This is a genomic window from Methylobacterium sp. 88A (genome assembly GCF_000376345.1).
Lineage (GTDB): Bacteria > Pseudomonadota > Alphaproteobacteria > Rhizobiales > Beijerinckiaceae > Methylobacterium > Methylobacterium bullatum.
The window spans coordinates 2,430,006-2,452,748 of sequence record NZ_AQVT01000001.1; the positions used below are offsets into that span (position 1 = coordinate 2,430,006).

Below are 22,743 nucleotides of genomic sequence, written 5' to 3' on the forward strand. Positions count from 1 at the left end.
CGTGCGTCGGGGTGGGGCGGAGAGAGGCCGGCGCCGGCGGCACGGCACTCGGCGCATTCCCTTCGTGGACAAGCGTTCGAAGCATGTCTGTCTCCCATCGTACGATGGCGAGATGCTAAACGGCCAAGCTAGGACCCGTCTTTCGCGAGGCTGCGGTGGCGTGTCCAAATCCTGCTGTTCGCGGGACCGGCATTCATGAGGCATGCTGCCTGTACTCGCCCGGCGTCTTGCCGATGACGCGCTTGAAGGCCGTGTTGAACGAGCCCTGGCTCGAAAAACCGGACGACAAGGCGATGTCGACCAGCGGGATCTTGGTGTCGTTCAGCAACCGCCGTGCGCGAGCGAGTCTTTCCTCGCTGACGAAAGCATAGGGCGTCCGACCCGTGACGCGTTTGAACATGCGGCTGAAGTGGAAGGGGCTGAGGCACGCCACGGCGGCGATCTCGGCCACGGAGAGGTCCCGTTCGAGATTGTCGCGGATGAACGCCACGGCGCGGTCGATCCGATCCGGGCCAGCGGTCTCCGTGGCGGGGCGCACGCGCGTGTCCGGCCGGTCGTGACCGTAGGCCTGCGCGACCCGCGCCGTCAGGGCGAGGGCGGCGGCCTCGACCATCATGCGGCCGGCCGAGCTTTCCCGGATCAGCTCCTGGTGGATCGAGAGCCCGATCTGGGCGAGCAACGGATCCTCGACGCCGGCGAGATAGCGTACCGTATCGGCACGGATGCGCGCATCGCCGTACAGCCCCGCGAGAGTCTCGAAGCGCTCCGCCGGCAGATAGATGTGGAGGATCTCGTCGAGGGGCGCGGAGATGTGGATGTCGTCCTCGCCGACCCCCACGGGACAGAGCCAGATCGTCCCCGCCTCCACCGGCGTCCGCTGCCGGATCCCGGCCCCCTTGCGGCTGACATGCGCATCCGGGCTGCGCCGGATCGCCAGGGTGATCTCCATCTGGGCCGGGACGATGGCGGGCAGGTCGCCCGCCGGGTGGGACCGGACTTCCGCGGCGACGCCCTCCCAACGCCGCCCCGCCGATGAGGCGAAGAGACCGGCTTTCGGGAATTTGTGTGCGCCGTGCCGGTGAAGATCCATGCCGGCACCGTGCAAGCCGTGCGCGAAGACGGCTATTATACAGATGTATCGGATACCAGACGAGCTCTGTCCGCCATCGCGGCCGAGCCGGGCGGGCCAGAGGAAGCCGTCGGTCCTCTCGCGGTGGCCGGGCCGAGTCCCCACCCGATGCGGATCGCCGGGTATGGGCCATCGGAAGACGCCGAAGCTCATGTCGAGGCGAAGGCAATCGTCAAGCTTGCAATCGCCATGCGACCCAAATCGTGTATCAGGTGAACGTATTCGCATCGGCGAGGTGCGCATCGAGAACCATGCCCGAAGCGACCGTTCATATCGTCGACGATGATCCGGTGCTCCGCGAAGCGCTGGTGAGCCTCTGCCTGTCCGACGGATTGGCGGCGGTCGGGCACGGAGATCCCGGCGGGCTGGCGCAGTCCCTCCGGCGCCGATCCCCCGAATGCGTCCTTCTCGACGTGCGCCTCGCCGAACAGAGCGGGCTGGCCGTCCAGGACTCGTTGCGCGCGGACGGCAATACGGTCCCGATCATCTTCCTGACCGGCTACGGCACGATTCCCATGTCCGTCCGCGCCATGCGGGGCGGGGCCGTCGAGTTCCTGACCAAGCCTTTCATCGCCGAGGTTCTGCTCGCCGCCATCCGCAAGGCGCTGGCGGCCGATGCCGTCGCGCTCGCCGACCGTCGCGCCCGGGACGACCTCTCGGCCAGGCTCTCCACCCTGACGCCCCGCGAGCGCGATGTGATGCGCTGCGCCATCGGCGGGTTGATGAACAAGCAGATCGCCGCCGAACTCGGCATCACGGAGATCACCGCCAAGGTCCATAAGCGGCGCGTCATGGAGAAGATGCAGGCGCGATCCCTCGCCGACCTCGTCCGCATGGCGGATCAACTCGGCGTCGCCGCCACCCGCCAGCGCTGAGAAAGAGGGGCAGCCGAAACCTTCGTATGAGGAGGCATAACCTAAGCATCGATCCGGTGATCCGCCGTATAATATTCAGGATCCTCCGACGGGCTAAGATCCGGACATGAACTCAGGGCTGCAGCAGAGATTTCGAGCGGCTCCGTTCTGTCCTTGAAACCAGTCCGACATCAGGAGACGCACCATGATCAAGCATCTCGCTTCCATCACCCTTCTTCAGCTTGGCCTGATGGCCCCTGCCCTGGCGATGCCGGAGCATCGTCCGTCCCATACCATCGTCGAGCGGGTCGACCTGGAGAGCGCCCCGCGATCCTTCGGAGAGCCGCAGGCGTCCCGGACCATCGACAGTTCGGCCAAGGGCGGCAATGCCGACGAGACCAACCACGCGGTTCCGAACTTCGGCACCACCTCGGGCGGTCCCGCCGACTGATCCTCCGACCCATCGCGCCAGCGCGGTCCTCGAACCCGGGAGAGCGGCCATGAACCTCCTCATCAGACCGTCTCTCGCGGCCATTCTGGCGCTGGTGTCGACGATGCCCTTCGCGCGATCCTCCACGCCTCCGGCGGGGCCGATCGTGTCCTCCTGGATGGCGTCGGCGCCCATCGTCGCCAAGTTCGATCGCCGCCACGCCCATCGACGCATGGATCGGCGTCCTCAGTAAGCGTCTCGCGTTCCGGCCGGCGGCGCGGGGCTCACGGTTCCGGATGCAGGAAGCCGTGGACGGCCTGGACCACCACCGACCCCTCCCCCACCCCGGAGGCGACCCGCTTCACCGAGCCCGCGCGCACGTCACCCACGGCGTAGAGACCGGGGACCACCGTGGCGTAGGGCGATAGGGCGGGCGTGCCGTCTCTCAGCAGGCCGGTCGGGACGAACCCCTTCGGATCGAGGGTGAGGCAGTCCGCGAGCCATCCGGTATTCGGCACGGCGCCGATCATGACGAAGACGTTGCCGATGACCGTCGTCTCGCTGACCCCGCTCGCCCGATCGGTCCAGGTCACCGATGTCAGGGTGTCGTCGCCCACGAGCGCGGTAATCTCGGTCTGCGTATGCAGGGTGACGCGCGGCGACGACGCGATCCGCTGCACGAGGTAGTCGGACATCGTCGCGGCGAGGCCGTCGGCCCGCACGAGGAGGTGCACGTGCGCCACCGTGCGGGACAGGAACATCGCGGCCTGGCCGGCCGAGTTGCCGCCGCCGACCACGATCACCGCCTCGCCGGCACAGAGCTGCGCTTCCATGGCGGTGGCGGCGTAATGGATGCCCTGCCCCTCGAAATGCGCGTAGCGCGGCAGATCCAGGCGGCGATAGCGGGCGCCGGTGGCGGCGATGACGGCGCGTGCCGGGACGGCGGTGCCGTCCTCGAGGATCACCCGGAAGGGCGACCCGCCGCAATCGAGCCCCGTCGCCATGCGGGAGATCGCGAGCCGCGCCCCGAACTTCTGGGCCTGGACCTGCGCGCGGCCGGCGAGGGCCTGACCGGAGATCCCTGTCGGAAAGCCGAGATAGTTCTCGATCTTCGAGGAGGTGCCGGCCTGGCCGCCGGGCGCGAGCCCTTCGATGACGATGGTGTCGAGCCCCTCGGAGGCGGCATAGACGGCGGCCGCCAGGCCCGCCGGTCCGGCGCCGATCACCGCCACGTCGTAGACGCGGCCGGGATCGATCGCCTCCGTCAGCCCGAGGGCGTCCGCCAGCGCGGCGTTGGTGGGATTGCGCATCACCGCCGCGCCCGGCGCGATCACCACCGGCAGGTCGGCCTCGGCCAGGCCGAACCCGTCGAGGGCGTTGCGGGACGCCGGGTCGCTCGCGGTGTCGAGGATGCGGTGCGGGTAGGCGTTCCGGACGAGGAAGCGCTCCAGGCGGAGGGTCTCCCGCTGATGGCCGGGGCCGATCAGGACGACGCCGCCCCGCCCGTGGCGGATCAGGCCGACCCGGCGCAGGATGAAGGCCCGCATGATGATCTCGCCGATATCCGGTTCGGCGGTGACCAGGCGGCGAAAGGCGGCGCGGTCGATCCGCACCACCCGCGTCTCCACCACGGTGCGGCCGGAGACCAGGATCTCCCGGTCGTTGAAGAGGTCGAGCTCGCCCGTGAACTGACCTTCGGTGTGGACGACGAAGACCCTGGCGGCCCCCTCGTGGTCGGTCTCGAACATCTCGATCCGGCCGGCGAGGACGAGGAAGAAATCCACCCGCCGCTGGCCCCTGGCGAAGATGAGCGTACCCGCCGGCAGGGTCTCCTCCATGCCGTAGCCGGCGACCCGGCTCTCCATCTCCGCGCCGAGGCGGGGGAAGGTCTGCGCCGTCCGGTCGTCGCCGTCGGGTTCCACCGGGAGGAGGGTGTCGGTCATCTCGGATCACTCCGTCTCGTCGAAGGCGAACCTGCCACCCCTGCCCCGGATGGCGTCCCGTCCCGCCGGCACCACCGTAGCTGCAGGGACGGCACGCTCCCTGGCTTGTCCGATCACGCGATGTTTTGCACGGTCCGGCGCCAATTCCCGGCTGCCGCTCGATCGGCCGGGGTGACGCGCTCGAGAAGAGGGATGGTCCTCCGGCGAAGCAGGTTTCGCAGAAGTGGCCCCCGGTTCTGCGACAAGAACCTGCGACACACCAGAGAGCGAAGCGTTGGCTCGCTAACGCGTCGCTCTGCTTGACGCGGATCGTTCAAATCATGGAACGTCCGTGCAAGACGAGTGGCCCGGCCCATGATGACTCGATGCCGGCCGGATCGGCGGTGCAGCCCGGTCCCTTCGTCGTCCACGCGAACGCCGCGCCCCCTCGCCAATAAACGACAGTATAGTTCACAAGGCATGCGGTCACGCTTCATGGTCCGCTCGAACGGCCGAGGCATTCATCCGCCGTCCAGGCCGCCGGAAATGGGGAGATGGCGATGCGTCAGGCCGTTCATGCACAGGGTCCGGCGATCGTGCGCCAGACCGCGCGGACCCTGGATCACAGGATCACGGTCCGGTCGCTGGAGGGCGTCGGCTCCCGGTTCTCCGTCACGCTGCCGTGTGCCGACCGGCCGGACGACGGGGCGCCTCGGTGCCGTGTCGAGGCCAGGGAGGGGCGATGGACGCGCCTGTCGTAGCGGCCCCCTCGCCTCCCCGTTCCGGGATCGGCCCGGACACCCGCCGGACGGGCCGGCTCCTGGGAGTCCTCGCCCTCGGCCTCGCCCTGGCGATCTTCCTCGTCGATGCGTTCACGCCCCTCGAAGGCGCGGTGGCCGTGCTCTACGTGGTCGTCGTGCTCGTCTCGGCGCGGGCGTTCCGGCGGAACGGGGTGATCCTGACGGCGTCCGGCTGCCTGCTTCTGACGGCGGTGGCCTATTTCCTGTCGCACCGATTCTTCGACAGCGATTCGGCGCTGCTGCGCGCCCTGGTCAGCCTGGCGGCCATCGCGATCAGCGCGCTCCTGGTGCTGCGCAATCAGGCGGCGGCCCGCATCCTCGCGGAGCAGGCCGAACTGCTCGAACTCACCCACGATCCCATCTTCGTGCGCACGCCCACCGATACGGTGACGTTCTGGAACCGTGCTGCGGAAGACCTCTACGGCTGGCGCCGGGACGAGGTCCGGGGGCGCAACGTGCACGTCCTCCTGCGCACGGCCTTCCCCGGTGGCGAGGCGGCGATCCGAGACGCGCTGATGCGGAACGGGCGGTGGGAGGGCGAACTCGTCCAGACGGTGCGGTCCGGCGCCAGGGTGGTCGTCGAGAGCCGCTGGTCGCTCCAGCGCGACGCCGTCGGCCAGCCGCTCGCGGTCCTCGAGACGAACACCGACATCACCGAGCGCAAGCGCGCCCATGCGGCCCTGGCCGAGAGCGAGCGGCGCTACCGCACCATCTTCGACACGGCTCGCGTCGCGATCCTGCAGCAGGATTGGCGCGAGGTGAAGGCTGTCCTCGACGCGGTCCCGCCCGATGCGGCCACGCCTCTTCGTGCCCATCTCCACGCCCATCCGGAGGTCGTCCGCGATCTCCGCCGCAGCGTCACCATCGTCGACACCAATGCCGAATTGCGGCGGCTGATCGGCGCCGATGCGGGCGCTGCGGCGCCGCGATCCCTCGACGCGCTCCTGTTCGAGGACGAGCCGACCTTCATCGAGGCGCTGCTGGCGCTGGCGCGGGGCGAGACCTTCTTCGAGGGCGAGACCACGATCCGCGCCCTGTCCGGCGATCCGGTGCCGATCCTCTTCGGCATCACGTTCCCGTCCCATGCGGACGGGTTCGAGGGCGTGCTGGTCTTCGCCGTGGACATCACCGAGCGCAAGCAGGCGCAGGAGGCGCTGCTGGCGGTCCAGGCCGAGCTGGCCCACACCGCGCGGGTGACGACGCTCGGTGAACTCACCGCCTCCATCGCCCATGAGGTGAACCAGCCCCTGGCGGCCATCGTCACCAATGGCGAGGCGGCCCTGCGCTGGCTGAGGCGGAGCCCGCCGGACCTCGGCGAGGTCTCGGCCGCGGTGACCCGGGTGGTGGCGAGCGGCACCCGGGCCGGCGAGATCGTGTCCCGCATCCGGACCTTCCTCGCCAAGACGCCGCCCCCGCGCGACTGGCTCGACCTGCGTGAGATGATCGGGGAATCGGTCCTTCTCGTGGAGCGCGAGATGGTCCGCGGCGGCGTGCGCCTGATCCGCGACGTCGCCTCCGACGTGACCCTGGTGCACGGGGACCGGGTGCAGTTGCAGCAGGTGCTCATCAACCTGATGGTGAATGCGATCCAGGCCATGGCGACGGTCACCGAGCGGCCCCGCCTTCTCACGATCCGCGTCGCGCCGGACGGGGCGGAGCATGTCCGCGTCACCGTCGCCGATAGCGGCGGGGGGATCGCGGCGGAGGCCGTCGAGCGGGTCTTCCAGCCGTTCTTCACCACCAAGGCGGACGGGATGGGCATGGGGCTGGCGATCTGCCGCTCGATCGTCGAGGCGCATGGCGGGCGCCTCTGGATCACCGGTCACGACGATCCGGGCGCCGCCTTCCACTTCACCATACCGACCACGGCCGAGAGGGAACCATGATCCGAGGCAACGCGGCGGGGCCGGCACGTGCGTCGGCCGCGAGGCAGACCGTCTTCGTCGTGGATGACGACCCCGATATCCGGGAGGCCCTGTCCGGCCTGCTCCGCTCCATCGATCTCGCCTGCGCCGCCTTCGCGTCGGTGGCGGAGTTCCTGGCCGCGGCGCGCCCCCTGGGCGCCGGTTGCCTCGTGGTCGATGTCCGCCTGCCGGGCGTGAGCGGCCTCGAGTTCCAGGGGCAGCTCAGCGCGCTGGGGATCGACCTGCCGATGATCCTGATGACGGGGCACGGCGATATTCCGATGACCGTGAAGGCGATGAAGGCCGGGGCGGTGGACTTCCTCGCCAAGCCGTTCCGCGAGCAGGACCTCCTCGACGCGATCGGCACGGCCCTGGCGCGCGACGCGGTCCAGCGCAGCGCGCATGCGGCCCTCGACGATCTCAGGGCCGATTACGAGACCCTCACGGCGCGGGAGCGCGAGGTGATGGCGCAGGTCACCGCCGGACTGATGAATAAGCAGGTCGCCGGCAATCTCGGGCTCAGCGAGATCACGGTGAAGATCCACCGGGGCCACGTCATGCGCAAGATGAAGGCGCGCTCCCTGGCCGATCTGGTTCGCAGCGCCGAAGCCCTCGGCGTCTCGCATGCCGGCGGCGCGCCGACGCGGTGACCGATCCGCCGGCCTTTAGCGAAAGGTGGAGGCCGGCAAACCTCCGTATGATTCCAACCCACGGTGCGAGGGACCATATCTCGGCTCGGGCCAACGTTTACCGGTCCAAGACTTCCCAGTCCAAGACTCGCCGGTCACAGGGACCGGAAGGCGAACCCGTAGGTCAATGGAATGCCAGCTCTGCCTGTGATCGCGATCGTCGACGACGACGAGGACGTGCGCGTGGCGACCGGAAGCCTCGTGCGCTCCCTCGGCTACACCGCCCGCATCTACGCCTCGGCGCGCGACTTCCTCGAGAGCTGTCCGGTGGACGCGCCCGACTGCGTCATCACCGACGTGCAGATGCCCGGCATGACCGGCGTCGAGATGCACCGGGGCCTGCTCGCCCTGGGGGCGCGGGTGCCGGTGATCTTCGTGACGGCGTTCCCCACCGAGGCCCTGCGCAACACCGTCCTGGCGGCGGGCGCCAGCGACTTCCTGGGCAAGCCCTGCGACGGCGCGACGATCATCCGCTCCCTGGAGCACGCCCTGACGGGCGGGTCGACGAGGGACGCGACGGCGTGACCGCCGTCGAGCAGTGAGAGGGCGGCGACCGGCGCGCGGGCGCGGCGGCCGTCGCGAAAGACCCGGCTCAGCCCTTCACGAAGGCGAGGAGGTCGGGGTTGATGACGTCGTGGTGGGTGGTGAGCATCCCGTGCGGAAAGCCCGGATAGGTCTTGAGCGTGCCATTGGCCAAAAGCTTGACCGATTTCAGCGCGGCATCCGCGATCGGGACGATCTGATCGTCCTCGCCGTGCAGAACCAGGGTCGGCACGGTGATGGCTTTGAGGTCGTCGGTCTGGTCGGTCTCGGAGAACGCTTTGATACCGTCGTAATGGGCCTTCGCGCTGCCCATCATGCCCTGGCGCCACCAATTCCGGATCACGCCCTGCTGCACGGTCGCGCCGTCGCGGTTGAAGCCGTAGAAGGGGCCGCTCGCCACGTCGAGGAAGAACTGCGCGCGGTTGGCGGCGGTGGCCGCGCGGAACCCGTCGAACACCGCGATCGGCAGACCCTCGGGATTGGCCTCCGTCTTGAGCATCAGCGGCGGCACCGCCGAGACCAGCACGGCCTTGGCCACGCGGCCGGCCGGCTCTCCGTGCTTGGCCACGTAGCGGGCGACCTCGCCGCCGCCGGTGGAATGGCCGATATGCACGGCGTCGCGCAGATCCAGCGCCTCGCTCACCGCGAAGGCGTCGGCGGCGTAGTGATCCATGTCGTGGCCGGTATCGACCTGGGCCGAGCGGCCATGGCCGCGCCGGTCATGCGCCACGACCCGGTAGCCGTGATGCAGGAAGAACAGCATCTGCGCGTCCCAATCGTCCGACGAGAGCGGCCAGCCGTGGTGGAACACGATGGGCTGGGCGCTCTTGGGACCCCAATCCTTGAAGAAGATCTCGACGCCGTCCTGGGTGGTGACGAAGGGCATGGGAGGATGTCCGGTTCGGGAGGGGGCTGGTCCGAGCTATGGAAGCATGGCGCCGAGTCGGCTTGACGATTCGCGTCACCGCTTGGACGAATGCGCCATTGCCGATGCCCTCGGCCGGACGGCCCTACTCGGCGAGCAGGCTTTCCAAGAAGAACACCCGCCGCGCCGTCTCATCGAGATTGCAGCTCGATGCGGCGATCAGGTCCATGGTCCCTCCTCCCCCGAAGATCATCGTCAGCTTGCAGGAGGCGGTCCTGTAGGCCAGCCAGCCCCGCTGGGAATCGCGCAGCGCCGTCTTCTCCTCGTCCGTCGATTTGCGCATGAGCGCCTGATAGGCGGCGTTCAGCTTCTTGTCCTGCAGCGACAGTTCAGCGGAGGCACAATCCAGCATTTCGGCCGTGACGCCACCGGACTTGTCCATGCATTTATCGTAGTCCGGTGAATAGGTCTGCGTATTCATGCCGGCGGCGTAGGACGGCTCGACGACGATGCTGCCGAGCAGGCTGACCATCACGGCGACGGGAAAGGCTAGTGTGCGAGTCATTGTGATCTTCGGTTCTCCAGACAAGAACAGCCATGATCTGACCGGTATGAAGCCGGCTCTCAGGTGGCCGTGGAAGCCGGACGTCATGGCGCCCGGTTCTGCAATGATCCCGCCCCGCTCCGCAAGGCGCTGCCGGTCGTCCCCTTGTCAGCGCATCAGCCACGACACCAGCCAGATGCCGCCTGCAAGGACGGCCCCGAAGATCAGTGTCCGAACGAGGATGTAGACCAGCAGGATTCGTCGCGGAAAATGCGCGCGCGTGGCGGCATTCAGCATCTGCCGCACGCGTGCGACAGAGAGGATCGCGCCGAGGGCGACGATCGCCCCGATGAGAAGCTGCGTCATCGCCTCACAGCACCGCTCGGCAGGTCATCGACGGCGGTGTTGCGGCAGCGCTCGCTCGGACCAGCGGATTCCGAGGCGGGACAGATCACAGCTGTGGCATGGGAGCGGGACGGGGCCAAGGCGCGGGCGCCATTTCTCGCGGGGCGGGCGGAGACGCCGGGGCTTCGATCCGCGCGGGCGGCGGGGCTTCGACGCGGGGGGGAGGTGCTGCCACGCCGGCGGCGGCGGTGGCGCCGGGCGCATTCACCGCCGGCGGTGGCGGGGAAGCCGGCACCTGCCGGGGCGCGGGTGTCGCCCCGCGGACCGTGTCGCGCAGGAAGTCGCCGGTGCTGGCGGCCCGCGCCGCCGGTGCCGTCGCGGTGGTCCCGGCGGCCTGGCCCGCGCCGTTGCCGCGCGGTGCGGGCGCCTGGGAGACGGCGGGAGCCTGGCGGCGTTCGCCCTCCGGCACCGTGATCCGGAAGGTGTAGGGCACCGTCGTTCCGTCGGGGAAGGTCACGGCGACGGACAGGGTATCGAGACCGGAGAAATCGGGCCGTGCGGTATAGAAGATCGACATCGAATCCTTCTTCACGTCCTCGCAGCCATCCACCTGCCGGATCGTGGCGCCCCGCTCGTCGATCTTGTTGCTGAGGATCCTGAACTCGCGGCGTATTTCGACGCGTCCGCCGCGCGGTGGCGAGACCATATCGACCAGGGCCGCCTTGGAGCGGCATCCTTGCGTCGGAAAGTAATGGGTGAAGCCCTGGAGGAAGATCCGCTGGCCCGGGCGGGCGGTCTTGTTCTCGGTCTCCGCCTGCGCCGGCAGCACGAGGCCATGCCCGAGGAGGCCGGCGAGGCCGGCGAGGCCGGCGAGCGCCAAGGATCGGAGGGCCAAGGATCGCAGGGCCAAGGATCGCAGGGCCAAGGATCGCAGGGCCAAGGATCGCAGGGCCAAGGATCGCAAGGCCAAGTTCGGGAGACGGTGTTTCATGGGGCTTCTCCTCGGCTTCGGGACGGGCGTGTCGTGGCGGGCGCTCAACCGGGGCTGGACCGCTCCAGGACCGGCTTGCCGCCATCCGTGCGGAAGCGGACGGTGTAGGTGCTGTTGGACGTCTGGGCGCTGCACGTGATCACCACGGGACCGCCCATGGGGTTGGGCATCTCGCAGACGCCCTTGGCCTTCACGAGGAGGCTCTGGCCGCGCTCTTCGTACATGACTTCGTCGATGGGCTGACGCAGGGTGCCGCTCTCGACCCATCCCTTCGCCGATGCGAGGAAGCTGACCTCCCGGTCGTCGGTGGTTCCGAACACGAACTCGGCCCGTGCCGACCCGGTGGTGGAGGAATTCCTGGCGGTGGGGGCGCAGGACGCGGTGATGTCCTCGCCATCGACCACCAGCGATTCGCAGCGGCCCTTGAAGGTCAGCTTCAGGACCATCCCCGGCGGTGTCACTCCCGTCTCCGTCCCCGCATTGTCCCGGGGCACGGGCGGCGAGGCCGGGCGCGCGGTCTCGGCCGGCGGCGTTTCTGCGGGCGGGGCGCGGCCCGGATCGGTACCGGGCCGGTCCGACGCGTCGCGAGGCTGTCCGGCCTGCCAGACACAGAGACGCGCCTCCGCACCCTCCCAGCACGGCCCCTTGGGCGCCAGGGTGCCGAGGGGAGCCGTCGCCTGCGGTGCGCCGGGGCGCTCGTTCCACGAGGCGGTGGCCGTCTGCGGGTCCCGTGGATCGCGGGTGAGCCGCGCGATGAAGTCCAGCCCTCCCCTTGCATAGGAGCGGACCTCGAATCCGCCCGCCCCGTCCTGTCCGGCATCCACCCGGAACTGGCAGGGGCCGTCGATCCGGGCCGCGCCCCTGACCTCGATGAGACAATCGGCGGTGCGGGGCGCGCCGATCCCGGGTGCCGGCGCGACGCCGCCCCCGGCGAAACCGGGACGGCCCTCGCCGATCTTCCAGGCGCAGGTCCGGGTGCGGGGCCCCGTCCAGCAGGCCCCGCCGGAGGTGACGGCTTCGGAGGGGCCCTCGTCCGGCTTGCCGCCGGGCGTCTCGTTCCATGTCGCCGTGCCGCTTCCGGGGCTCGTCACCGCCACCACCACCCCGTAGCGGAGGTAGCCGTTCTCGTAAGTGGCGAGACGGAACCCGCCCGTCCCGTAGCTGCGCGCGTCGGTCAGGAACTCGCAGACGCCGTTGATGGCGATCCTGCCATCGGCCTCGACGTAGCAATCGGCCTTGCGGACCTTGATCTGCGCTTCGGCGCGGCCGGGTTGGATGAGGGCCAGCATGAGAATGCCCGCCAAGAGGGCGAGGCAACGGCCGACCCGCCGGCAAGGCGAGTCGGGAATGTTCGGTTCGCGATCAGCCGCCACGCGCATCTCCTAAGGGTTGCCGAGGAGGCGGCGCGCCGCCTGGATGGTCCGGTCGTTGCGCTGGTCGACGATGCGGCCCTGATAGAGATTCCGGTCGGCCAGGCGCTGCTGCAGGGCGGCCCAGAAGCCGGCGCCCCACTTGTCCTCGCTGAGGTTCTGAATGATGTCGGTGGACTTCAATTCCAGGGCGCGGATCGTCATGTCCGCCGCCTTCCCGGGGGCGCGGGGGAAATTGGCGCCGCCGACATCGTAGAGGAAGGCCGCCGCCGCGGCCGCTGGCGCGAAGGACCGCTCCGCCACGAGGCGTTCGAGATACCGGCTCGCCAGGGCGGCGTCGGGTGCGGTGATCCGCTGCTTGTTGGTGTTGGCCGGGGACAGGAGGAGTGCATAGAGATACTGCGCCACCGATACGCCGCTCTCCGCCAGGGCGCGAAGCTTCCCCTCGGCGGCGGCGTCGGTGGTCGCGCTCTTGAAGAGCGCCATCATCTCGTCGGTGCTCGGCGCCGGCGCCGGCGCCGGCGCCGGCGCCGGCGCCGGTGCCGGGGGGCGCGCCTGGGGCGGCGGCTGGCCCGGATCGGCGGGCCGAGCCTGCGGAGCGGCGGCGGTGCCGGACAGGGCACGGATGGCCGCCTGGGTCTGGGGCGTCGCCGCCCCGTCGGCCGGTCCGGAATAGAAGCCGCGCCGGGTGAGATTGCGCTGGATCGCGGCCACGAGATCGGGGGGCTGGCGGCCGAGATCGTCGGTAAAGGTGCCGATGGCCAGCGGCAGCCTGGCCGCCACCGTGTCCATGTAGATGTCGGCGGCCTTCTGCGGGTCTTTCGGCACGCCGCTCTCCACGTCGGCGTAGCAGCCGGCGATCCAGAAGAGTGTCGACCACGAGTTCAGATAGTTGTTCCGGATCGCGACCGGGTTCGCCTGAAAGGCGAGCCCGTAGCGACAGCCGCGCTTGAGGTCGTACTGGCCGCGCCCGCGGTTGAGCAGGAGGTCGGTCATGCCCCGCTGGGCGCCCGGATAACCGAGATCGGCGGGCTTCTGATAATAGCTCAGGGCGGTGGCGGCATCGGCCTTGACGGGGTTCTTGACGTAGATGCCGGCCCATTCGGGATTGTAGAGGGCGCCCATGAACGAGCGGGCGGAGATGTCGCCGGCATCCGCCGCGGCCTTCAGCTTGTCGAAGGCGGCCTTGTCGCCATCCTTGCCGGCCTTGTCGAGGAGGTCGAGATAGGTCTTCTCGCTCTCCTTGCTGTCGGCCGGCTTGCCCCATTCCCCCGCGGGTTTCAGCACCGCGAGAGCCAGGCCGGCCGCGAGGGCGACCGCCGCCTGGGGCAGGACGAACCAGGCGAGACGGTAGCGCGTCTCCGCGTACCAGAGCGCCGCGTGTGCGCCGAGCCGGTCGGTCCCGCTCACGACTTCGCCTTCATGTAGGCGCGCAGGGCCGTGATGACGGCGGGGTTGCGCTTGTTCTCGACGGGGAGCGTGTAGAAGCCGCGCGCCGTCAGCTCGGCCTGGAGGGCGCCCCAGAACGGGCCGCTCCAGCTGCCCGCCTCCTCGAACAACAGCCAGAAGGTGACCTGGTCGTCCTTGAGGTCGACGCCGCGCAGGGCGAGGGCGGCCGCCTTCTTCGGATCCTTGGCGACGTTGCCCCAGCCTTGATCGTAGATCGAGGCGGCCTCACCCGCCGCCATGACGTTGCCGGCGGCCGCGGCGCGCTCGTAATAGGCGACGGCGACCTGCGCATCCGGCGCGAAGACCTGTCCCTTGTTCCGCACCGGATTGTACAGGCGCGCATAGGCGATCTGCGCGTCCGCGTCGCCGGAATCGGCCCGGGCCTTGAGCTGCGCCATCTTCCCCCGGTCTCCGGCCATGGCGGCCCCCGCCAGGGCCGTGACTTCCGGGTCCGGCCCGCTCGGTGCCACCTTGCGCGGCTCGGGCCTCGGGGCCGCGACGGTGTTCTTGATCCCGGCCTCCACCTGGAGGGCCGTGACGATGGCGGGATTGGCGCGCCCGTCCACGAGGCCGATATAGCGCCCGGACTTGGCGAGATGGCGCTGGATCCCCGCCACCAGGGCCGGGCTCTGCATGCCGAGATTGTTGACGAAGGCGTCGATGGTCGGCTGGTGCTTGCGCCACAGCACCGCGGTCACCAGCTCGCCCGCCCGGACGGGATCCTGCGGCAGGCCGCTCTCGGGCTCGACGTAGCATTTGGCGAGCTTGACGGTGACGCGCTCCTCGCCGGTAATCGTCCGGTTGAGCGTCTCCGGGTCGTCCATCCAGGTCTGGGCGAGGCGGCAGCCGCGCTTGAGGTCGCCATTGGGGTTGGCGGGGTCGAGGAGCACGTCGGCCAGGCGCGTGATCGCCAGGAGGTCGCCCGCCGCGGCGCCGGGAGCATAGAGGGCGGCGGCCCGGGAGAAGTCGTTGGGCGACGGCTTCTTCGGGAAATAGGCGGCGGTCAGCGGGTCGTAGAGCGTGCCGAGTTTGGTCGCGGCGTCGATCTGGTTGCGCGTGGCCGCGGCGGTGAGTTCCTGGAACGCCTTGAGGTCGCCCTCCTTGCCGGCCCGGTCGCGCAAGGTCGTCAGCTCGGCCACCCGCGCCTTCGAGACCGTGGCCGGCTGTCCCCATTCCCCCTGCGCGGCCAGGGACAGGCACAGCCCCGCCAGCCCCAGCGTCACCACCTGCGGCAGGCCGAACCAGGCCAGGCGGTAGCGGGCATCGCCGTACCATAGGGCCGCGTGCGCGCGCAGCCACTCGTCTCGCGCGTTGCTCATGGTCTCGATGGGCTCCGGGCCGTTTCGTTCGCCTGGGCGAAGCGTCGGATCGCGGCGATGACCGCGTCGTTGCGGCGGTTCTCGACCGGGTTGGTGTAGATGCCGCGCGCGGCGAGCGCCCGCTGGAGCGCTCCCCAGAAAGGGGGGCTCCAGGTCGCGCCGAAGACCGGGTCCGTCAGAAAGAGTTGGTAGCCCGGATCGAGCTCGAGCTGGCGAAGGATGAGGGAGGCCGCCCGGTCCGGGTTCTTCTCCAGGGCGCCCGCGCCCTTGTCGTAGAGACCCGCCGCCTGGGCGGCGGCGTCGCGGGCGCCGGCCGCTGCCGCCCGCTCGAAATTGGCGGCGGACCGCCGGGCGTCCGGCGCGAAGACCTCGCCCTTGTTGAGGAACGGGCTGTAGAGGTAGCCGAGGGTCGCCAGCGCGGTGGCATCCCCCCGGTCGGCGATGGCCTGAACCCGCGCCAGGGCGGCGAGATCCCGGGTCGCCGCCTGGGCGAGGCTGCGGAACTCCTCAGCCGTCAGGCCGGTGCCGGTCTCGGCACGGCGCTCCGGGGCGGGATCCGGCAGGAACGGGCGCAGGCCCGCCTCCCGTTCCAGCGCCGCGATCGTCTCGGGGTGGACGAGCCCGTCCACCGGACCGGTGTAGCGGCCGATGGTCCGCGCCGCCATCGCCTCCTGCAGCGCGCGGATCAGCGCGGGCTTGTGCAGGCCGAGGCCGCGCACATAGGTGCGGATCGACGGTTCGTATTTCAGCCGGAGGGTGTCGACGATGAGGTCGCCGGCCCGCCGCGGATCCTGGGGAATGCCGCTCTCGGCATCGACGAGGCAGCGGGCGAGCTTCTCGGCCAGGCGCTCCTCCCCGCGAAGCATGTCCCGCGTCGTCGCCGGATGGTCGAGCCAGGCCTTGGCCAGGCGGCATCCCCGTCTCCGGTCGTCCTCGGAACCGGCTTCCTCGAGCAGCAGGTCGGCGAGGCGTGCGATGGCCACGAGGTCTCCGGCCTCGCTGCCGGCGCGGTAGAGCTCGGTTGCGCGCGCACGATCGCTCGGCACGGCCTTGCGCAGGAATTTTCCGGCGACGAGGGGATCGTAGAGGGTCGCCAGCCGGGTCTGAGCGTCGATCTCCCCCGCCTTGGCTCCGGCCGCGAGCTGGCTCAGCGCGGCGGCGTCGCCCTCCCCGCCCGCGCGGTCGCGCAGGATTTCGAGTTCGGCGGCGCGCTGCCGGGACCCGGTGGCGGGGCGACCCCATTCGCCCTGCGCCACGAGGGCGAAGAGCAGGTTGGCGAGCAGAACGGTGCCGGCCTGCGGCAGGGCGAGCCAGGCCAGCCGGTACCAGGGATCCTCGTACCACAGGCTGCCATGGACGGCGGCGCGCGGGGTCATCGTGCCGGATCTCATGCGCTCACGACGCCGTGGCGGAGGGCGCCGCGCCCCCGATGGCGCGCTCGACGTCGACGAATTCGAACTGGCCGTGATCGCCCAGGGGATCGGCCGAGAGCCGCAGGGCCTGGGCCTCGCGCAGGCGCTCGAGGAGCGTGCGCATCTCGCGCGCGTTCGCCCAGTCGCGGCTTTGCGCGCGCCGCTCGATCCACGGGAGCAGCAGGGTCTCGAAACGCGGCGGCAGCCGGAACGATTGCCGGGTCGCCATCAGGCGCAGGATCTCGAGGAGATCGTAGGGCTCGTAGGCCGGGAACTCGATGGTCTTGGTGAAGCGCCCGGCGAGACCGGGATTGGTGTCGATGAACCGGCTCATGTCGTTGGTGTAGCCGGCCACGATGACGATGATCCGGTCGCGGTTGTCCTCCATGAACTTCAGCAGGGTGTCGATCGCCTCCTTGCCGAAATCGCCGCCGCCACCGCCGCCGCCAGCGGCCAGGGTGTAGGCCTCGTCGATGAACAGGATGCCGTCGAGGGCCTCCTTGCAGCGCTCCAGGGTCCGCGCCGCGGTCTGCCCGACATAGCCCGCCACCAGCCCGGCGCGGTCGACCTCCACCACGTGGCCCTTCCGCAGGACGCCCAAAGCCTTGAAGATGTCGCCCATGATGCGCGCCACCTCGGTCTTGCCGACGCCGGGAGGACCGGTGAACACCATGTGCTGGCTCACCGCGCCGACCTCGATGCCCTCCGCGCGCCGCTTGGCATCCACCAGGACCCGCGCCACCACGGTCTTCACCTGCTGCTTGACCGGGGCGAGCCCGATCATCGCCTCAAGGCGGCCGATGACCCTGCGCGCCTCCTCCATGTCGATCGCGCCGGCGCCCTGGCTGCCGAGGGCGGCGGCGATGTCCGAGGGCTCGAACCGGTTGATGTCGCCGCCGGGATGGGCGGAGAGCCGCATCGCCTGGGCCTGGCGGGCCTTCTCCAGCACCGTGCGCATCTCGCGGGCATTGGCCCAATCCTCGGCGCGGGAGCGGGCGCTCACATAGGGGATCAGCTCCTTCTGGAAGCCCTCCGGCAGGACGAAGCCCTGGTTGGCCGCCATGCGCTGCAGGATCTCGGCGAGTTCCGGCGGGCTGTAGGGCGGGAACTCGATGGTCTTGGTGAAGCGGCTGGCGAGACCCGGATTGGTGTCGATGAACCGGCGCATGTCGTTGGTGTAGCCGGCCACGATGACGATGATCCGGTCGCGGTTGTCCTCCATGAACTTCAGCAGGGTGTCGATCGCCTCCTTGCCGAAATCGCCGCCGCCGGCCCCGCCGGGTGCCAGCGCGTAGGCCTCGTCGATGAACAGGATGCCGTCGAGGGCCTCCTTGCAGCGCTCCAGGGTCTTGATCGCGGTCTGGCCGGCATAGCCCGCCACCAGCCCGGCCCGGTCGACCTCGACGAGGTGTCCCTTGCGCAGCACCTTCAGCGCCTTGAAGACGCTGCCGAGCACCCGCGCCACCTCGGTCTTGCCGACGCCGGGGGGGCCGGTGAAGACCATGTGCTGGCTCATGGCCGCCACGGGCAGGTTCTGGGCGCGGCGCTGCTGCTCCACCTGCATCCGGGCGATGACGCCCTTCACCTCCGCCTTCACCGGCGCGAGGCCGACCATGCCGTCCAGGGTCGCGAGCGCCGTGGCGAGGAGGTCCTTCTTCTCCACCGCCGCGCCGTCATCCTCGAACTGGATCGGACGGATCTTCCGGTTCGCCCTCTCCTGATCCATCGCGCGCCGCATGCCGGCGATCCGCGCCGGAATGTAGGTGGCGGCGAGCAGGCCGCCGACGATTCCCCCCAGGATCAGAACGTTGCGCAGCAGGGCCGAGGGTGTCGCCGCCAGGGGGGCGAGTACGTCCGGCCGCAGGGCGACCACCAGGGCGGTCGCGCCCAGCACGATGGCCAGGAAGAGGGCGGCGGGATGCTTGTCGAGGCGTTCCATGGATGTGACGTGCCTTGATGCGGGTCGGGCGCGGTGCGTGTCGCGGTCCGGAATGGGCGCTGGCCCTCAGGCGTCCTCGCCGATCGCGAAGAGCAGGTCGACGATCTCCAGGCGGCGCATGTCGCCGCCCTCCAGGGCGACGCGGGCGGCCTGCGCCTCGCGGGCCTTTTCCAGGAGGGTGCGCATCTCGCGGGCGTTCGACCAGTCGTCGGAGCGGGAACGCTGGGCGAGCCATGGGGTCAGCGCCGCCTCGAATCCCTCTGGCAGCGCGAATTGCTGGCGGGCGGCCATGCGCCGGAGGATCTCGCAGAGCTCCTTCGGCTTGTAGGGCGGGAACTCGATGGTCTTGGTGAAGCGCCCGGCGAGACCCGGATTGGTGTCGATGAACCGGCGCATGTCGTTGGTGTAGCCGGCCACGATGACGATGATCCGGTCGCGGTTGTCCTCCATGAACTTCAGCAGGGTGTCGATCGCTTCCTTGCCGAAATCGCCGCCGGCCCCGCCCGCGAGGGTGTAGGCCTCGTCGATGAAGAGCACCCCGTCGAGGGCCTCCTGGCACTTCTCCAGGGTCTTGGCGGCGGTCTGCCCGACATAGCCCGCCACCAGCCCGGCGCGGTCGACCTCCACGAGATGGCCCCGGCGCAGGACGTTCAGGGCGCGGAAGATCTCGCCGATCGCCCGCGCCACCTCGGTCTTGCCGACGCCGGGAGGGCCGGTGAAGATCATGTGCTGGCTGATCGCCGAGACCGGGAGGCCTTCCGCGCGGCGGCGCTGCTCCAGTTCGAGCCGGGCGATGAGGGCGTTGACCTCGCGCTTGACCGGCGCGAGGCCGACCATGCCCTCAAGCGTGGCGATGACCTCTTCCGGCGACCGCGCCTCGACGATGCGGCGCGGGGCGAAGAGCAGGCGCGGCAGGCTCAAGCCCCCGGCCGGTTGCCCCAGGCCCGCCTCGGCCCGCCGCGCGGCCGTGGCCGTCACCACGAGGCCGAGGGCGGCGAAGAGGGCGGCGGCCGACCCGATGGCGGCCTGCCAGCGCAATTCGCTTCCGGCGGCGTTCCACCATGCCACCGGCCCGTACTCCGTGCTCATCAGCAAAGGCGTCAGGATCGCGACGAGAAGTCCCGAGATGACGAACGGGATGATGGCGGATTTCGACATCGGTCAGCCTCCGCAGGGCTTGCTGGTGTTCCAGATGACGGGGATCCGCTGGACGCCGCCCGTCGTGTCGATCTTCAGGCCCGGCGTCAGCTCGAAGAAGACGTCCTTGGCCGCGCCCTCGACGACGATCTCTCCCTTGCCGACCTCGTAGGGGGCGGGGAACGGGACCGCGATGTTGATCGGCCCCTCGGCGACGTTGAAGGCCGGCGAGAGGTAGTTGCCCGCCCGGATACGCACCACGCCGCCTGCATTCGCCGTCATCTTCGACAGGCGCATGTTGCCGAGGGGCGCGGTGCAGGCCTTGGCCTGACTGACGAGCTTCTCCTTCTCCTCCGGCACCAGGGTCTCGGCGGCCTTGTCGATCTCGCTCGTCTTGACGAGGTTCAGGGCCGGCCGCTCCACGGTCCCGGCCGTCTCCCCGCCGCCGCTCAGGAGCAGGAAACCCGCGATGGCGCCCGCCGCCACGACGCCGCCCGCGAGGGCGATGACGCTCGGAGAGAGGGCTGGCTTCGACGGGCCCGGTCCGGACGGGGCGGCCTTGCTCTCGGCGCCCTTAACCTGAGCCTGCGTCTGGTGCTCAGTATTCGACATTGATCCGGCCCTTTATCTTTACTGACTTAACCTATTCGCTGCTTTTTGTTGGATTTCGTCTTTCGCACGAACATCGCTCATCGCATGAATTAAAATTATTCTAAAAATTCTCGGCGAAGATGCGTTCGTTATTCGTTCGAGCTTCTATGCACCCGCCAAAAACCGGTCTACTAGTACACATGACCTATGGCCTTGGCCTTGACCCCTCCTGCCCCTTGCCTGGCACTACAGCGCTCTCCGCCGAAGTGGATGCCGGTTCGGCGAAAAAGAGCGCGGCACAACAAAGGTCTAGAGATGTGCCCCGACCCAACGTGGTCGGGCGCAGCTCTAGGCAGCCAATCCGGTCGCATGGGGGCTCAAGTCCGATCTTGTGATCGGGAGTGGAGTGAGTGGAACGGTGAAAGAGACGATCATCGTCGCCGATGGCCATCCGCTGTTCCGCGCGGGGATGGTGCACATCGCCGAACGGCTCTACCCGGAAGCGCTCGTGCAGGAGGCCGCCACGCTGGAACAGGTTCTGGCGCTGTCGCGTGAGGGGCCGCCGCCGGAAATCGTCTTCCTCGACCCCGTGTTTTCCGGCCTCGATCCCCATCGCGCCATCGGTGCGCTGCGCGAGGAGGTTCCGAGGGCCTCGATCGTCGTCGTCTCGATGATCGAGGACGACGCCGTGATCCGCGCGGTCATGGCCGAGGGCGCCGACGGATTCATCCGCAAATCCCTGCCCGCGAAGGAGATCGCGCGGGCGATTGCGGCGATCCGCAATGGCGAATTCGTGATCCGGCGCGACCTCGCCTCGGGCCTCTCCGCGCCGCGCTCTCCCCTGCCGGCCCTGACGCAGCGCCAGCGCGACGTTCTGCGCCTCGTCGCCATGGGGCACACCAACAAGGAGATCGCCCGCGAACTGGACATCTCCCCGTTCACGGTCCGGGTCCACGTCTCTGCGCTCCTGCGGGCCCTCGACGTCACCTCCCGTTCCGCGGCCGCGGCGAAGGCGGCCGATGCCGGGGTGTGCGGGTGACCGGCCCCGGTCCCGGCCATCGTACATCTGTCCCGGTGTCGGACCGGCGGCGCCCGTGGCATTGCTCGGCCCCATGAGGCGATCGAAGGGCATGAAGCGATCGAAGGGACCGGGCTGGCGTTCGGCCCGCGTGAGCGCGTCGGCGCTGCTGGCTCTGGCGGCCTCGGCCATCGGTGGTGTCTCCCCCGCCGCGGCCGATCCGGACCTCGTCGGGCCGCCCGAGGAGACGGTGCTGGCGGCGATCTGCGGGAATCCGGCGCGCACGGAGACCGGGACCTGCCGGATGAAGGACGGCCGCCCGGCGGCGTTCTGGCACGGGGCGATGATCCCCGCCGCCACCGGGACCTGGTTCACGGGCTTCGCGACGATGCCGGCGCCGGGTGAGGACACGGACACGCCCAACCGGCGGACCGTCGCGGCGGCGACCTTCGCGTTCGAGGATTCACGCTGGCGCCTCAAGGGTGTGCAGACCGAGATCGGGCGCATCGGCACCGGCAACCGCAACGGGGACGCTCCGCAGGTGGACGAGGGGCTCGGGGCGGTGACCAGGGCCGTGAACCGGGTGCGCCTGGTGATGGGCCTGCGCCTCACCTCGTATGGAGCGGCGGGCGCGCGCAGCTTCTCGTTTCTCCTGCTGCAATTCAGCAAGGTGCCGCTGCGCTGGAGCGTGGCGGGGGAGGTCCCCGCCGGGTCCGACGAGACCGCCGCCTGCGATACCGATGACGGCGAGCCCTGCCGGATGGGCAAGAGCGAGGGCCGGCTCGAGATCCTGCCGGAGGAGTCGTTCAAGCCCCTCGCATGGCCTCCCGTCCGGGTCACCCTCACGGGCACGGTCCGTGGCGAGGACGGAAAGGTCCGTCCCGCGACGGACCGGGATGCCAGGACCTTCGCGTTCGACGAGGCGAAGGGCGCCTATCGCTGAGGCCGGGCGCCATCCTCATCCCGGAGGGCGCCCGTCGTCGCGCGGCGCGGCGCGATCAGCTGATCGAAGATCACGCGCTTGCCCGTTGTCCTGTAGCGCACGCCCATCGCCCGGCGACCGATGTTCAGGGCCTTGCCGGCCTCCACGAGCGCCATCAGCGTCTGGGGCACGGCTGCGGCCGCCGTCATCACCCAGGCCACATCGGCGCCGTCGGGCCGGTCGAGGGGGGGCGGCTTGCCCGTCCGGGCGAAGTCGCGGGCCTCCGCGTGGCTGTAGAGATGCCATCCGAGATAGCCGACGACCCGCCTGTCGTCGAAGGCGAAGAGCGCGTGGCCGCGGCGGATCTGGTCGTCCACGGTCTGGGTCAGGTCGCCGAAGCGGAAGCCGGAGAAGGGCGCGCGGCGGGCGAGGAAGTGAAGGGCGATCCCCAGCGTCGCATAGGAAGGGTCCAGGGCACGGATCGTCACAGCCATGAATGTGCTCCTCGTCTTGCGCGCGCGAACGCGGTGCGGGTCGGGGTCTTGCGCGGGTCGGGGTCTTGCGCGGGTC

The 22,743-nt window shown here is 69.8% G+C and carries 23 protein-coding genes; 9 read left to right on the forward strand and 14 right to left on the reverse strand.

Annotated elements, in window-relative coordinates; all coding sequences use genetic code 11:
* Positions 1-193: 193 nt before the first annotated feature.
* On the reverse strand, positions 194-1,090 hold the full coding sequence (locus A3OM_RS23885) for an AraC family transcriptional regulator (protein WP_043764656.1): 897 nt from the start codon (positions 1,088-1,090) through the stop codon (positions 194-196).
* Between the two features lie 290 nt (positions 1,091-1,380).
* On the opposite strand from A3OM_RS23885, the gene A3OM_RS0111625 reads away from it, so the two are divergent.
* From A3OM_RS0111625 to A3OM_RS0111635, 3 genes are all read left to right on the forward strand, one after another.
* Entirely contained in the window at positions 1,381-2,004 is a 624-nt protein-coding gene (locus A3OM_RS0111625; RefSeq protein ID WP_018043931.1) for a response regulator, read from the forward strand.
* Positions 2,005-2,188: 184 nt separating this feature from the next.
* Positions 2,189-2,434 (forward strand): hypothetical protein, encoded by a 246-nt coding sequence (locus tag A3OM_RS0111630; protein ID WP_018043932.1) that lies wholly within the window; start codon positions 2,189-2,191, stop codon positions 2,432-2,434.
* 49 nt (positions 2,435-2,483) lie between these two features.
* The gene (locus tag A3OM_RS0111635) at positions 2,484-2,666 is read left to right on the forward strand and encodes a hypothetical protein (RefSeq protein WP_018043933.1); all 183 of its coding nucleotides are present in this window, start codon (positions 2,484-2,486) and stop codon (positions 2,664-2,666) included.
* A gap of 31 nt (positions 2,667-2,697) precedes the next feature.
* Here the strand turns inward: A3OM_RS0111635 and A3OM_RS0111640 are convergent, their stop codons facing one another.
* Positions 2,698-4,356, reverse strand: coding sequence for an FAD-dependent oxidoreductase (locus A3OM_RS0111640; protein ID WP_018043934.1), 1,659 nt, complete (start codon positions 4,354-4,356; stop codon positions 2,698-2,700).
* A 539-nt stretch (positions 4,357-4,895) separates the two neighbouring features.
* Between A3OM_RS0111640 and A3OM_RS0111645 the strand changes: the two genes are divergently transcribed.
* The 4 genes from A3OM_RS0111645 (at position 4,896) to A3OM_RS23890 (ending at position 8,253) form a co-directional block, all read left to right on the forward strand.
* Entirely contained in the window at positions 4,896-5,096 is a 201-nt protein-coding gene (locus tag A3OM_RS0111645) for a hypothetical protein (protein ID WP_157196477.1), read from the forward strand.
* On the forward strand, positions 5,078-7,021 hold the full coding sequence (locus A3OM_RS0111650; protein ID WP_018043936.1) for an ATP-binding protein: 1,944 nt from the start codon (positions 5,078-5,080) through the stop codon (positions 7,019-7,021). Before A3OM_RS0111645 ends, A3OM_RS0111650 begins: the two co-directional genes overlap by 19 nt.
* Complete coding sequence (locus A3OM_RS0111655; RefSeq protein ID WP_018043937.1) at positions 7,018-7,689, forward strand: response regulator transcription factor; 672 nt, start codon at positions 7,018-7,020, stop codon at positions 7,687-7,689. The genes A3OM_RS0111650 and A3OM_RS0111655 overlap by 4 nt, the downstream gene beginning before the upstream one ends.
* Before the next feature lie 171 nt (positions 7,690-7,860).
* On the forward strand, positions 7,861-8,253 hold the full coding sequence (locus A3OM_RS23890; protein WP_043764328.1) for a response regulator: 393 nt from the start codon (positions 7,861-7,863) through the stop codon (positions 8,251-8,253).
* A gap of 67 nt (positions 8,254-8,320) precedes the next feature.
* Here the strand turns inward: A3OM_RS23890 and A3OM_RS0111665 are convergent, their stop codons facing one another.
* The 11 genes from A3OM_RS0111665 to A3OM_RS0111715 all read right to left on the reverse strand — a co-directional run bounded on the left by A3OM_RS0111665 (position 8,321) and on the right by A3OM_RS0111715 (position 20,254).
* The gene (locus tag A3OM_RS0111665) at positions 8,321-9,157 is read right to left on the reverse strand and encodes an alpha/beta hydrolase (protein ID WP_018043939.1); all 837 of its coding nucleotides are present in this window, start codon (positions 9,155-9,157) and stop codon (positions 8,321-8,323) included.
* Positions 9,158-9,281: 124 nt separating this feature from the next.
* Positions 9,282-9,701: a lysozyme inhibitor LprI family protein gene (locus A3OM_RS0111670; protein ID WP_018043940.1), complete on the reverse strand. Its 420-nt coding sequence runs from the start codon at positions 9,699-9,701 to the stop codon at positions 9,282-9,284.
* A 147-nt stretch (positions 9,702-9,848) separates the two neighbouring features.
* Positions 9,849-10,046, reverse strand: coding sequence for a hypothetical protein (locus A3OM_RS0111675; RefSeq protein WP_018043941.1), 198 nt, complete (start codon positions 10,044-10,046; stop codon positions 9,849-9,851).
* Positions 10,047-10,131: 85 nt separating this feature from the next.
* Positions 10,132-11,016 (reverse strand): hypothetical protein, encoded by an 885-nt coding sequence (locus A3OM_RS0111680; protein WP_245257787.1) that lies wholly within the window; start codon positions 11,014-11,016, stop codon positions 10,132-10,134.
* Between the two features lie 44 nt (positions 11,017-11,060).
* On the reverse strand, positions 11,061-12,389 hold the full coding sequence (locus tag A3OM_RS0111685; protein ID WP_018043942.1) for a hypothetical protein: 1,329 nt from the start codon (positions 12,387-12,389) through the stop codon (positions 11,061-11,063).
* A gap of 9 nt (positions 12,390-12,398) precedes the next feature.
* Complete coding sequence (locus tag A3OM_RS0111690; RefSeq protein WP_026175957.1) at positions 12,399-13,796, reverse strand: peptidoglycan-binding protein; 1,398 nt, start codon at positions 13,794-13,796, stop codon at positions 12,399-12,401.
* Complete coding sequence (locus A3OM_RS0111695) at positions 13,793-15,154, reverse strand: hypothetical protein (protein ID WP_018043943.1); 1,362 nt, start codon at positions 15,152-15,154, stop codon at positions 13,793-13,795. Before A3OM_RS0111695 ends, A3OM_RS0111690 begins: the two co-directional genes overlap by 4 nt.
* Positions 15,151-16,530: a hypothetical protein gene (locus tag A3OM_RS0111700; protein WP_018043944.1), complete on the reverse strand. Its 1,380-nt coding sequence runs from the start codon at positions 16,528-16,530 to the stop codon at positions 15,151-15,153. The genes A3OM_RS0111695 and A3OM_RS0111700 overlap by 4 nt, the downstream gene beginning before the upstream one ends.
* A gap of 19 nt (positions 16,531-16,549) precedes the next feature.
* The gene (locus tag A3OM_RS23895) at positions 16,550-18,505 is read right to left on the reverse strand and encodes an AAA family ATPase (protein ID WP_043764329.1); all 1,956 of its coding nucleotides are present in this window, start codon (positions 18,503-18,505) and stop codon (positions 16,550-16,552) included.
* Between the two features lie 66 nt (positions 18,506-18,571).
* Positions 18,572-19,663: an AAA family ATPase gene (locus A3OM_RS0111710; RefSeq protein WP_018043945.1), complete on the reverse strand. Its 1,092-nt coding sequence runs from the start codon at positions 19,661-19,663 to the stop codon at positions 18,572-18,574.
* Positions 19,664-19,666: 3 nt separating this feature from the next.
* A complete protein-coding gene (locus A3OM_RS0111715; RefSeq protein WP_018043946.1) occupies positions 19,667-20,254 on the reverse strand; it encodes a hypothetical protein in 588 nt (195 codons plus the stop codon).
* A gap of 385 nt (positions 20,255-20,639) precedes the next feature.
* Between A3OM_RS0111715 and A3OM_RS0111720 the strand changes: the two genes are divergently transcribed.
* Both A3OM_RS0111720 and A3OM_RS0111725 read left to right on the forward strand, forming a co-directional pair.
* The gene (locus A3OM_RS0111720; RefSeq protein ID WP_026175958.1) at positions 20,640-21,272 is read left to right on the forward strand and encodes a response regulator transcription factor; all 633 of its coding nucleotides are present in this window, start codon (positions 20,640-20,642) and stop codon (positions 21,270-21,272) included.
* A 91-nt stretch (positions 21,273-21,363) separates the two neighbouring features.
* Positions 21,364-22,194, forward strand: a complete 831-nt coding sequence (locus A3OM_RS0111725) for a hypothetical protein (RefSeq protein WP_018043948.1) — start codon at positions 21,364-21,366, stop codon at positions 22,192-22,194.
* On the opposite strand, the gene A3OM_RS0111730 is transcribed toward A3OM_RS0111725, so the two are convergent.
* The gene (locus A3OM_RS0111730; RefSeq protein ID WP_018043949.1) at positions 22,185-22,667 is read right to left on the reverse strand and encodes a hypothetical protein; all 483 of its coding nucleotides are present in this window, start codon (positions 22,665-22,667) and stop codon (positions 22,185-22,187) included. The two genes, A3OM_RS0111725 and A3OM_RS0111730, sit on opposite strands and share 10 nt — an antisense overlap.
* Positions 22,668-22,743: the final 76 nt, after the last annotated feature.